Origin of the sequence: Oceanobacillus oncorhynchi (genome assembly GCF_000821065.1) — a bacterium.
Classification (GTDB): Bacteria; Bacillota; Bacilli; order Bacillales; family Amphibacillaceae; genus Oceanobacillus; species Oceanobacillus oncorhynchi.
In genome coordinates this window covers 501,560-513,513 of record NZ_CDGG01000001.1, presented here as the reverse complement: position 1 = coordinate 513,513, position 11,954 = coordinate 501,560, and the positions used below count along the sequence as shown (strand labels likewise).

The window sequence follows — 11,954 nt, the reverse complement described above, 5'->3', positions numbered from 1 at the left end:
GCGCCTGTCGGCTTGCCAATCAGCAAGTCTTCTTTAAAGGAGATGAGCTCGGGGCCCATGGAAAGCGTAGTGTTTTTCTGGGGTTGCGATTACTCACCCCACCATAACCCGTCGCAGCGGTCGCATTATCCTGACAACATTGAAGATTACTCCCTCCATGAAACCCGTTGGAGCGGCTATTTATATAAACATTCTTTTCTTTTTCTTTTAAAAAATCCAAATGTATGATGAACCTCTGTCCTATACTTCCTAAAGTAATCTCTATGGATAGACGGCGGTTCACTGATATATTTGGATTTTCTTAAGCTATTCTTAAATTTTTTTCTAAACCTCCCCATCTGTTGTATGATAGAAGCAGTCAAAAAACAAGGAGTGGAAATGCATGCGGGAACAGCCTAATGTAAAAATTGCTACAGATGCTATCAAAGCATGGCAGCTTACAGCACATATATATGCACTCATCTTTTTATTGATAACCATTGGAGCAATTGTTGTGTATATTATTTTCGATTTTCTGCCGCTCTGGATTGTTTTCATCATTGCCGGTCTTACCGTGGCGGAATGGATCATCACCGCTTTGATTATTCCAAAATTAAGATGGCGCAGATGGCGTTATCAGGTCTACGATCAGGAGATTTACATACAACATGGGATTCTTATAGTAACGCGGACAATTGTACCAATGATTCGTGTCCAGCATGTCGATACACAGCAAGGGCCCGTCTTGAAAAAATATAAGCTGGCCACCCTGGAAATATCAACGGCAGCGACAACACATCAGATACCTGCTTTATTAGAAGAGGAAGCATATGATTTACGCGATCAAATTTCTGAATTAGCAAGGGTGGAGCAAGATGATGTCTAATCCGAAACGACTGCACCCCGCTGCAGTAATATTTAATATTATTCAATCATTGAAACAATCTATCATTGGGCTTTTACCTATTGCTATTGTCATTATCAGAAACAGTAATACCTTTTATCTGATAATCGGTTTGCTTGTAATCATCGGATTAATTATTTTATTCAGCTTTTTATCATGGCTTCGTTTCACCTATCAATTAGAGGAAGACCAGTTACGTATCGAACGCGGAATTCTCATTCGTAAAAAACGCACGATTTCCAAGCATCGGATTCAGTCTATTGATTTATCACAGAATGTTATTCACCGCATCTTCGGGTTAACCAAAGTAGCCATTGAAACTGCAGGGAATGACTCCTCTACAGATGCCGCGCTGTCTGCGGTCCGTATGGAGGACGGGCGCATGCTGCATGATGAATTAAAATACAAGAAACACGTACCGGAAACCGGGGAGCTGGAAACCGAGGTATCAGATAACGAACAGCAGGAGCAGGATGAAGCTCACCTCCCTAAACGGACAATAACAATTCAAGCCCTGTTGATTACCGGCTCCACCTCAGCAAGCTTCGGAATTTTAATCGGGCTCTTCGGGGTTGCCTTTTCTCAGGTTGAAACTTTGATTCCAGACCAATTTTACGATGATGCGACACGCTGGCTTCTGTCTCTCGGCATGCAAATTATCATTATTTTAGCGATTATCGTTCTCATCTTTTTATGGTTATTAAGTATTCTATATACGGTGATTAAAGATTGGAATTTTACCATTACCCGTTATGAAAAAGAACTATTTATTACCAGAGGGTTATTAGAGAAAAAACAAACAACCATTCCATTAAAAAGAATACAGGCAGTGGGGATGAAGGAATCCCCTATTCATCAACTATTTGGCTTTGCCAGACCTTATGTTGAAATTGCAAGCGGAGAGATAAATAGCAGTCAGGAAGTAAATACGATTATTTTCCCGCTGCTCCGCAAGAAAGAATTTGCAGCTTTTCTAAGTGAATTTTTACCGGAGTATAGCTATCGTACGGAGAATCTGATTCATCCGCCGAAAAAAGCCTTACCTTATTATCTATGGCGGTCCATCAATCTTCCGTTATTAGCTGTTATCATTACAGGTATTTTCTTCGTATCCTATATCTGGATACCTGCAATTATTATGCTGGTCCTCGGGATAATGGGGTTTGCTGTATTCAAATCCATCGGCTATGCGATTGATGAACAGCAGATAACGATTCAGACACGAACAATCAGCAAGGATACTGCGATTATTCCGCATCGAAGGATCCAGGCCTTGCAGCAGAAACAGCATCTGCTTCACCGAAAGCAGTCCCTTGCAACGCTGGACATGGCTATTTTAAATAAAGGCGCAGGACGCCATTTTGTCATTAAAGAGCTGCGAACAGCGGATAGTTATTCAATTGCTGACTGGTATTCTTATCGGGAAAAAGTGTAATACAATATATAAAAAGCCGGTTAAAATCATATGTTGTGATTTTAACCGGCTTTTTACGATCTATCTTATTTTTCTGTTCCATAGACGGTTCCAAAGGTTTCTGCAAGCTGCTTAGATTGCTTTCTCCGCTCCGCACGGCGGTTGGCACGCAGCGGTGCACTTTCATGAAGCATCTTTTCATCGTCGGTTTCCGGATAAACGGATGGCACTTTAATCGGTTTGCCCGCTTCATCAATCGCTACAAACGTCATAAACGCTGTTGTACATGCTGTTCTTTCCCCGGTCCGGATATCTTCGGTGATTGCCCGGATAAATACCTCCATGGAGGTGTGATGTGTCCAGGTCACAAATGCTTCAATCGAAATATATTGGCCAACTTTTACAGGCGCTAAGAAATCTACAGAATCCGTAGAAGCTGTTACCACCGGGCTATTTGCATGCTTTACTGCTGCAATCGCACCGATATCATCAAGATGCGCCATTAATTTTCCGCCAAATAACGTATCATATTGATTCGTATCCGGCGGAAGGATATGTGTTGTTTTTAAAGCTAATGATGCGGAACAAGGTTTTGCTTTCATTTATATTGCCTCCTGCTGTCTAGTTTGTCTTATAAAACTGGTGATATTAAACGCGAGACGGATTCCTTAAAACGAATTCCGATAGAACGTTTGTCATATAACTTTTTCGTCATTTGTGTAGAATGCGCCAAATCTTTGTCGAAATCGACCATCAGCCGACGCACAACTTCAATATCATATAAAAATGCATTGACTTCAAAATTGAGCCGAAAGCTTCTTACATCAATATTTGCCGTACCGACAGAAGCTATTCTTCCATCGACAATAATGGTTTTAGCATGCAGAAATCCATTCTGGTAAATAAAAATCTCTGCACCGGCGCCAAGCAGATCCCCGCAATAATACATGGTTGCCCAGTAAACAAAGGGATGGTCCGGTTTATTGGGAATCATAATTTTGACATCTACTCCGGATAGCACGGCAATACGCAGTGCATCACGCAAGCTTTCATCTGGTATAAAATAAGGTGTCTGAATATAGATATACTCTTCTGCTTCCATAATCATCTTAATATATCCGTTTTTGATTTGCTCATACTCCGAATCGGGTCCGCTGGAGACAATCTGCATCCCTATATTCCCTCCAGAGATAGTTTGAAAATGCTCTTCTTCGTAAGGAATTTTCTGCTTCGAGGCCTGATTCCAATCCAATACAAAGCGTGTCTGCATACTTTGCACTGCATCACCTATCACCCGCAAATGAGTATCACGCCAATAACCAAATTTGCTTTTCATTCCCAGGTATTCATCTCCAACATTAAAACCGCCAATGTATCCGATTTCTCCATCAATAATCGTGAGCTTGCGATGATTCCGGTAATTGATTTTAAAATTAATAATAAATTTCGATGGGAAAAATGCTTCTACCAGAACGCCCGCTTCTTTTAATTTTTTTATGTAGCTTTTCTTAAGTGACCTGGAGCCCATATCATCATACAAAAGCCGGACGCATACCCCCTCTTTTGCTTTTCTTATTAATGCATTCGCAAGCCTGCTCCCTAGCCCGTCACTCCGCATAATATAATATTGTACATGAATATGATGCTTTGCCCGATTGATATCTTCTAAAAGAGCCTCAAATTTTTCATGTCCATCTGTAAAAATATCTACGCCATTATTATCTGTATAAACAGCATTGTCATTACGGAGATGAAGATAGACTAAATCCTGATGTTTTTTTAAATCGTCATGATTTAACAGGAAAGCGTCATCCTCAATGGCATTGATTTGTTTTTGTACAGCCTTCTTCACATCCATCCGGCTCCGCTGATCCCATTTGAATATCCGGCGATTGCTGATGGGCCGTCCAAAAATTAAATAAAGAATAAATCCTAAAATAGGGATGAACAGCAATACCATTACCCATGCCCAGGAAGAGGTCGGATCCTTCCTTTCCAGAAAAATAATGGATATAGCTAACGCAATATTTATAACAAAAATTAATCCAATTATGATTGAGTAAACGCCCATATATCCTGCTCCCATCACTTTTTTTCCAATAAAAAAGGGAATTCTGCTCTTATCATAGCACAAAACGAAACTTCATTCAGCGTGAAAGGGTTAATGAAGTTTCGTTTTACCCATAGCTTGCGTATCTGCTATTTCTTCTATATAAAACGTTCTTTTTCCGGCAAATAACTGAATCCCCTATTTTAATTATGTCAGCGCCTGCTCCAAGTCCTCCCAAATATCCTGCCATGCCTCTATTCCGACAGATAACCGAATCAGAGCGTCTGTTATTCCCATTTTCCGGCGTTGTTCATCAGGAATCACAGCATGTGTCATGGTTGCCGGATGCTGAATCAATGTTTCTGTATCTCCAAGACTGACAGCGATGTTTATAAATTGAAGTTTATTCAGAAAAGTCTGCGCTTCTTTCTTTCCGCCGTCTATCTCAAAAGATAAGGTGCCCCCGCCAGATTTCATTTGTTTTTTCATAATTGAATAGCCTTCCGCATCCGGATCACCCGGATAAAATACATGCTTAATCTTTGGATGCTGCTTTAGTTTTTCTGTAATTTGCAGGGCATTATCCGAATGTTTATCCATTCGGAGCGGCAATGTCTTCATTCCGCGAACAACCAGCCAGGCATCAAACGGCGAAAGCACACCGCCAATATCCTTTTGCGTCGTTGCTGCGATTTGCTCCATTAATTCGTTATTTCCTGCGGCGATGCCCGCAATCACATCACCATGACCGCTTAAATATTTTGTCGCGCTATGCACTACCACATCTGCCCCCAATTCCAACGGACGCTGCAGGTACGGTGTAGAAAATGTATTATCCACCACAACTAAAATATTATGCCGCTTAGCAATATCAATCACTAATTTCAAATCAATTACTTCCATTGTCGGGTTAATCGGCGTCTCAATATAAAATACCTTTGTTTCTGGCCTGATTTTTCCCTCTATACTTTCCGCATCTGTCATAGCTATATAATCTGTCTGGATATTATATTTTTTATCCATCATCGACAACAGTCCAAAGGTACAGCCGTATAGTCCGGACGAGCAAATAATATGGTCATTTGCTTTGGTGAGTGCAATCAAAACGGCAGATATGGCAGCCATCCCCGAGGCAAATGCCAGTCCTTTTTCAGCCTTTTCCAATGCGGCCAGCTTTTGTTCCAGTATTTGCACGGTCGGATTACTGACACGCGTATAGACATGTCCTTCTTCCTCTCCGGCAAAACGTGCCTCCCCCTGCTCCGCTGTGTCAAAGGTAAATGTAGATGTTTGAAAAATGGGCGGTGTTAAACTGCCAAGCAGCTCTTTGGAATCGTACCCTTCGTGAATCATTGCTGTTTCCATATGTTTAAACTTTTTGCTCATTTATATTCTCCCCGATCCTGATAAAGGTAATAATTCAGATAAGTCTCTCTCTCTTTATGATAAAGTATTCCTGTGCTGTTGGAAATGTTTCCGGCTCAAAAAAATATCTAATATTTCGTACAAATAAAACAAAGCTCCCGCTCCATGAAGCTTCGTTTTACGGAATACATTATTTAAAAGTTATTGCTTCCTGCCTCATAAAGTTTTAATATTGGTTTTAGTTTAATTTTTTCAGAAGGCAGGAATGGATAATGGAGGATAAATCTTTACAACAGGGAGCGGTTATTACCTTTGCTGCTTATTTATTATGGGGAATCTTTCCAATCTATTGGAAGTTTCTTGAACATGTTCCAGCTGGCGAAGTACTAGCCCACCGGATTGTCTGGAGCTTAATTTTCATGATTTTTTTAGTACTGGTGACAGGTAATTGGCGTGAACTGATTGAAACGGTCCACGAGCTGAAAAAAGATAAAAAGAAAACCATCGCTATCATTACAGCTTCCATCGTTATATCTATTAACTGGTTTCTATTTATTTTTTCGGTTCAGCATGGACATGTGCTGCAGGCCAGCTTAGGGTACTATATCAATCCTTTGATCAGCATTTTATTAGCGGTATTTGTATTGAAAGAAAAGACAACGAAAGGACAGGTCTTATCGTTCATCCTTGCCGGTATCGGCGTACTTTATTTAACACTGAGCTATGGTGTGTTCCCTTGGATTTCGCTGTTATTGGCCATCACCTTTGGCTTTTATGGATTGATTAAAAAAACACTCCATCTGCATGCAATGTATGGACTTACTATTGAAACACTTGTAGTGGCTCCGATTGCTCTATTGTATTTACTATTTGTTCCGTCAGAAGGATCTTTTACTTTTTCTCCTTTGTTTACATCGGACAATCTTTTACTTATAGGCGCGGGGGGTGTTACAGCAATACCTTTACTGCTGTTTGCTGCAGGGGCCAAACGGATTCCATTGGCAATGGTTGGCTTTTTACAATATGTGGCACCGACAATTATGTTCTTTCTGGGGGTATTTCTATATAATGAAACCTTTACGGTACATCATATGATTACCTTTGCTTTGATTTGGGCTGCACTTATTATCTATATGGCCAGTATTTACCGGGATGCACCGCGGAGAAAAAGAAGAAAGGCATAGTTTTCAGCCAGTAACGGCCCGATTCGTCCAAAGGCCTTTAGGTCATACTTTTGTGATAATTCCTTCAGTAAGGATGAAAGAAATCCCCGCTGAAGGAAGATTCACTTTATTTCATCTATTAATCCCTAGTAAAACACTTGACTTTTAACCTGTAAAACTATATACTCGCAAGTAATTTCAAAATATTTAGCAGAATCTCTTATGAAGAGCGGCGGAGGGAATAGGCCCTGTGAAGCCCGGCAACTTGAACATTCAGGTGCTCCATCCTACAGATATATCATCTGAAAGATAAGAGAGGGTTCTAAGTCAGTTATCAGAGCTCTCTTCATTATAGAAGAGAGCTTTTTTCAGGTAAAAGAGTGTTTTCAATAAAAAGGGAGGAAATACAATGTCAAACTATCCAGTACAGCAAGACGAAACGATTTTGTTACACGGGGGGCAGGTTCCAGACCCGACAACCGGAGCACGTGCTGTTCCAATCTATCAAACAACCTCTTATGTTTTTCGTGATACAGAGCATGCACAAAACTTATTTGGATTAGCAGAGCCAGGTAATATCTATACTCGAATTATGAATCCGACGGTAGATACATTTGAGCAGCGGATTGCACAATTAGAAGACGGAGTCGGTGCTTTAGGTCTAGCTTCCGGGATGGCAGCTATTACGATGGCGATTTTAAATATCACCCGTGCCGGTGATGAGATTATCGCGGACAGCAATCTATATGGCGGGACGTATAACTTATTTGCCAACACGCTCCCCCGTTATGGAATCAATGTAAAATTTGTAGATGGAACTGACCCGGATGCTATTGAGGCTGCAATTACAGATAAAACAAAAGCAATTTTTGGAGAAATCATCACTAATCCAAGTTTATATGTTTTTGATGTCGAAACGGTGGCTGATATTGCTCATAATCATCGCATTCCTTTAATTATTGATAATACATTTGCCCCTTATTTTGCCAAGCCGTTAACCTGGGGTGCGGATATTGTGGTTCACTCCGCCACGAAATGGATTGGCGGACATGGCACAACCATCGGCGGTGTCGTTGTCGACAGCGGCAGATTTGATTGGAATAATGATAAATTCCCTGATTTTATCGAGCCGGATGAGAGCTATAATGGCTTAAAATATGCGGATTTAGGTCCTGCTGCATTCATTACCAAGCTGCGCGTCCAATTATTACGTGACATCGGACCTGCGCTTAGTCCGCAAAATGCCTTTTTATTACTGCAAGGCCTGGAAACTTTACACTTACGCATCAGGAAGCATAGCGAAAATGCAGAAAAAATAGCAGCTTACCTGGAAAATCACCCTGCTGTAGAATGGATCAACTACCCGGGGCTGGAATCACATCCCTCCCATCAGCTTGCTAAAAAATACTTAAAGGGCGGTTTTGGGTCAGTTATTACATTTGGTATTGAAGGCGGACGAGAAGCAGGCCGTACTCTAATCGATAATGTGCAGCTCTGGTCTCATGTCGCCAATGTGGGGGATGCCAAATCGCTTATTATCCACCCTGCTTCTACAACCCATCAGCAATTGACAGATGAGGACTTGGCAAAAAGCGGTACAACGGAAGAATTGGTCCGTTTATCCATTGGTTTAGAGTCATTTGACGATATTGTAGCTGACTTGGATCAGGCCATTGATAAAGCAACAGGAAAATCACAGGGCAATCAAAAATCAGCCGAGGAAATAGCAGTGCAAAATTTACTTCAATCCCCATTTGACCGCAGCGAAGGTGTCCGCAAAAAGCGGATTATTACTGTCGGCATCGCGGACGAAGAAATTGTTCCTCTCTATAAATTAGGCTATGAGGTAATTCCTGCGGCAGATATCGATGAAGTGACAACAGATATATTAACAGGAGCTGATGCAATATGGCTGCAGGAAGGTAAACAGACACCAGAAGAAAACGCAGCTTATCAGGGCACGATTTTATTCACAGCTTCTGCTCCTGAAGTATCATCTGAAGTGTTTATTCTTTCGACCGTTCAGCCGGCGCAATTTGCTCTTGAATTACGCAGCTCCGGACGTTAAATACAAAAATAACATCCTTCCCCGCCTTTCTTTTATAGAACATTTCCATGTTTTATTGTTAAGAAAGGCGGGTAATTTTATCATGGAGAAAAACAACACTCCCACTGATTGATGTTTCGTTTTATGTTATACTATAATGTGGTTACGTCTTCTAGCTTAAAAATTAGAAGGCGTTTTTCATTTAATCTGTTTAGTATTGATTATCCTTGATTAAAATAAGACTATAAGAAGACGCATATATTCTATGAAACTTTACCAATCCATTTTGCAAATACACATATAACAAATTTAATTTCCTTTTCGTATTCTTAGGTAATTTTATTTGTTCCAACATAAACTAGAAGAAAAGAACACGTAGGTGTGATGATGAAAATGACGAAAAAGAAATGGTTTATTCTCATTAGCTCCACTCTGATTACCGCTATTGCTGTTTTTGCAATTTTACAGCTGCCCTATTTTCAATTAAACTCGGAACAACGGGAAAAAGAAGAAGCATTAAGAGAACAAATTACGCCTGAAGAAACAGAAAATGAGGAAGAAACACCCGAAGAGAGCGAAGAGGTTATGGGGGACGTTGAAGAGCAGGAAAATACTCCAATCGCTGTCGACGAAGATTTAGAAAATACATTTGAATTTGCTTCGGAGGAAGATGTAGATATTGTGGCACTCGGAGACTCCCTGACGCAAGGGGTAGGGGACGATACAGATCAGGGAGGGTATGTCGGGATATTAGACAGAACACTCCAGGTTCTTGATACCAACGTTCATTTTCAAAATTTCGGAAAGCGCGGAAACCGAACGGACCAGCTGCTTCACCGTCTGGAGGAAGAACCTGCATTAGCTGAGGCTTTAGAAGAAGCAGATATGATTATCATAACCATCGGTGCGAATGATATTATGCAAGTACTGAAGGAAAATATCATGGATTTAGAGATCAGCTATTTCAATGAAGAACAAACATCCTATGAAGAACGATTACATGAGATATTTGATACGATCCGTTCCCTTAATGAGGATGCTTCTATTTATCTATTAGGTATATTTAATCCTTTTAAAAATTATTTTGAGGATATCCCGGAATTGGATCAAATCGTTCTGAATTGGAATGATATCGGAAGAGAAATTGTCAGCGAAAATGAAAACAGCACTTTTGTTCCAATTGATGATTTATTTGATGACGATGCTGCAGACTTATTTGCAGAAGATAATTTCCACCCTAATTATGACGGATATTATTTAATGGCTGAACGTATTCTGGAATATTTTAATTAAGTTGGGATGAAAACATAATGAGAATAAAGAACAGACAAATAAAAATCAATAATAAATGGAGGGCCGGGTTTTTCGGTCTCCTCATCTTTAACGGCCTTATCCTGCTGGTTCTGCTGGTACTTATTTTTTGGCCGGTTTCCAATAATGCATTCCCTCCAAATACCATGATAGACGAGCAGGAAAGCTCTGAGTTTTATATTCAGACAACCAAGCAAAACTTAAATAATCTAGTCAATGCTTATATTGAAAAATTACTGGAGGGAACAGAGCATCATTACCGTATTTTGCTTGAAGATGATGTGCATCTGATGGGAGAACTGCCTGTTTTCTCCTCTACGGTGCCTTTATCCGTCCGTTTTGAACCGATTGAACAGGCAAATGGGGACCTTATCCTACAGCAAAAGTCGATATCCGTTGGACTGTTAGAGCTGCCGAACAAAAAAATCATGGAATATATGGATCGCTTTTTGCCAATGCCTGAATGGGTAACTATTGATCCAGACAGCCAGGAAATTTATGTAGCTGTTACTGATATGGAATTACAGGGGAATTTCGATGTTGCTGTACACCATATGGACTTAGAAGCAAATAATATTACCATGAAACTTGTCGTCCCTTATGAAACTCTTGGCATTCAAGATGTCAGCATGGACGCGATGCAGGACTTGTTTGAATGAAACCCAAAAAAGCACAGCGCCTCCAGTGAGACGCTGTGCTTTTTAGATGCCTTATCATGAGACATTTATAAATTAGAAATATAAGATAATGATGGCTGTTCTGTCAGTGATAACGAATCTATGTCTTTATAATGTAATAATACCCCTTCATAGATAAGCTTTAAATTAGGAGCACTCCGAATATCCTCTGGTGTTGTAAAATAAGGATCTTTTGTCAGCGGAAGGCTCGTTACATTTTGTAAAATGGTTGCCACAAACTGTGAGCAAAAAAAGGCTGTCTGCCGTGTAATTTTTATTTTCATCATAACCCCGAACAGACCGATAAAATTATAACGGTATTTCTCTTTATCAATCTCTATATGCTGAATAAAGGTTTTAATATATTCATATTCTTTTTCAGTGACTTTAAGCTCGTAAATTTCACACCTGGACTGATTTAAGTACGGCGAGAAAATATCCTCCTTCACAAAGCCGCCGATAAATGGGTTATTAGGCTGTTTTCTCCCAAAGCTATAAACTTCTGTTAATTCTCTATCTAAAGCTATAGAAACATGGTTTAAAGGCTCATGGGTATACAGATGAATTAATCGTGACAGATAGCTTCCTGTATCGGTAAACAGCAAATAAACCGACTTGCTTTTCATCTACGTGTTCCCCCTCTTTGGACATACCCCTTTTTATTAATATATACAAAAGCTTTTTAATATACAACAGCTGATACAAAAAATTAGGTAAACTAGTAAACCTAACGTTTTTCAGCAAAATTGCTTTTTTCAAATCACTGCATCCTTCATTAATGAGGAAATGTCGTGTTCATTTTTTTCTCTTCTATATAAATTGTTCTTCTACCATTTATTTACGTATTACATTTTAAAAAAGTTTCATTGGCTGTTCTAAATCGGCATGATTTTTTCTTAATATGCTTTCGATACGCCTTGTACTTTTTCATCGCAGCATCAGATTCCTTTCGGTCGCTTGCTTTCATCTATCGATATTTCTTCAGCATGTTCTTATTTCCTAGTATATGAAAATAATCTGAATTGGCATCCCGCTTGTGTACCA

Annotated in this window: 10 protein-coding genes and 1 riboswitch; of the genes, 6 read left to right on the top strand and 4 right to left on the bottom strand. The window is 39.9% G+C overall.

The genetic code is table 11. From position 1 onward, the window contains the following. Positions 1–382: 382 nt before the first annotated feature. Positions 383–865: a PH domain-containing protein gene (locus tag BN997_RS02375; protein ID WP_042529332.1), complete on the top strand. Its 483-nt coding sequence runs from the start codon at positions 383–385 to the stop codon at positions 863–865. Continuing rightward, positions 855–2,318, top strand: coding sequence for a PH domain-containing protein (locus tag BN997_RS02370; RefSeq protein WP_052484870.1), 1,464 nt, complete (start codon positions 855–857; stop codon positions 2,316–2,318). The genes BN997_RS02375 and BN997_RS02370 overlap by 11 nt, the downstream gene beginning before the upstream one ends. A 65-nt stretch (positions 2,319–2,383) precedes the next feature. On the opposite strand, the gene BN997_RS02365 is transcribed toward BN997_RS02370, so the two are convergent. From BN997_RS02365 to megL, 3 genes are all read right to left on the bottom strand, one after another. Further along, on the bottom strand, positions 2,384–2,899 hold the full coding sequence (locus tag BN997_RS02365) for an acyl-CoA thioesterase (protein ID WP_042529327.1): 516 nt from the start codon (positions 2,897–2,899) through the stop codon (positions 2,384–2,386). Positions 2,900–2,928: 29 nt separating this feature from the next. Beyond that, entirely contained in the window at positions 2,929–4,368 is a 1,440-nt protein-coding gene (gene cls, locus BN997_RS02360) for a cardiolipin synthase (protein WP_042529325.1), read from the bottom strand. A 186-nt stretch (positions 4,369–4,554) separates the two neighbouring features. Then, the gene (megL, locus tag BN997_RS02355) at positions 4,555–5,733 is read right to left on the bottom strand and encodes a methionine gamma-lyase (protein WP_042529323.1); all 1,179 of its coding nucleotides are present in this window, start codon (positions 5,731–5,733) and stop codon (positions 4,555–4,557) included. A gap of 251 nt (positions 5,734–5,984) precedes the next feature. Between megL and rarD the strand changes: the two genes are divergently transcribed. From rarD to BN997_RS02335, 4 genes are all read left to right on the top strand, one after another. Next, positions 5,985–6,896, top strand: coding sequence for an EamA family transporter RarD (rarD, locus tag BN997_RS02350; RefSeq protein WP_042529321.1), 912 nt, complete (start codon positions 5,985–5,987; stop codon positions 6,894–6,896). Positions 6,897–7,092: 196 nt separating this feature from the next. Then, a riboswitch (SAM riboswitch) is annotated at positions 7,093–7,191 on the top strand. Positions 7,192–7,284: 93 nt separating this feature from the next. Continuing rightward, a complete protein-coding gene (locus BN997_RS02345) occupies positions 7,285–8,943 on the top strand; it encodes an O-acetylhomoserine aminocarboxypropyltransferase/cysteine synthase family protein (RefSeq protein ID WP_042529319.1) in 1,659 nt (552 codons plus the stop codon). Between the two features lie 372 nt (positions 8,944–9,315). Beyond that, entirely contained in the window at positions 9,316–10,215 is a 900-nt protein-coding gene (locus BN997_RS02340) for an SGNH/GDSL hydrolase family protein (protein WP_244882322.1), read from the top strand. A 17-nt stretch (positions 10,216–10,232) separates the two neighbouring features. Continuing rightward, complete coding sequence (locus BN997_RS02335) at positions 10,233–10,892, top strand: YpmS family protein (protein WP_042529315.1); 660 nt, start codon at positions 10,233–10,235, stop codon at positions 10,890–10,892. A gap of 65 nt (positions 10,893–10,957) precedes the next feature. Here the strand turns inward: BN997_RS02335 and BN997_RS02330 are convergent, their stop codons facing one another. Then, positions 10,958–11,536: a hypothetical protein gene (locus tag BN997_RS02330; RefSeq protein ID WP_042529313.1), complete on the bottom strand. Its 579-nt coding sequence runs from the start codon at positions 11,534–11,536 to the stop codon at positions 10,958–10,960. Positions 11,537–11,954: the final 418 nt, after the last annotated feature.

Bases quoted from the DNA above. Each gene is read 5' to 3' on its own strand.
- BN997_RS02365 (WP_042529327.1), bottom strand. From the start codon at position 2,899: ATGAAAGCAAAACCTTGTTCCGCATCATTAGCTTTAAAAACAACACAT.
- megL (WP_042529323.1), bottom strand. From the start codon at position 5,733: ATGAGCAAAAAGTTTAAACATATGGAAACAGCAATGATTCACGAAGGG.
- BN997_RS02345 (WP_042529319.1), top strand. From the start codon at position 7,285: ATGTCAAACTATCCAGTACAGCAAGACGAAACGATTTTGTTACACGGG.
- BN997_RS02370 (WP_052484870.1), top strand. From the start codon at position 855: ATGATGTCTAATCCGAAACGACTGCACCCCGCTGCAGTAATATTTAAT.
- BN997_RS02335 (WP_042529315.1), top strand. From the start codon at position 10,233: ATGAGAATAAAGAACAGACAAATAAAAATCAATAATAAATGGAGGGCC.
- cls (WP_042529325.1), bottom strand. From the start codon at position 4,368: ATGGGCGTTTACTCAATCATAATTGGATTAATTTTTGTTATAAATATT.
- BN997_RS02375 (WP_042529332.1), top strand. From the start codon at position 383: ATGCGGGAACAGCCTAATGTAAAAATTGCTACAGATGCTATCAAAGCA.
- rarD (WP_042529321.1), top strand. From the start codon at position 5,985: ATGGAGGATAAATCTTTACAACAGGGAGCGGTTATTACCTTTGCTGCT.
- BN997_RS02330 (WP_042529313.1), bottom strand. From the start codon at position 11,536: ATGAAAAGCAAGTCGGTTTATTTGCTGTTTACCGATACAGGAAGCTAT.
- BN997_RS02340 (WP_244882322.1), top strand. From the start codon at position 9,316: ATGACGAAAAAGAAATGGTTTATTCTCATTAGCTCCACTCTGATTACC.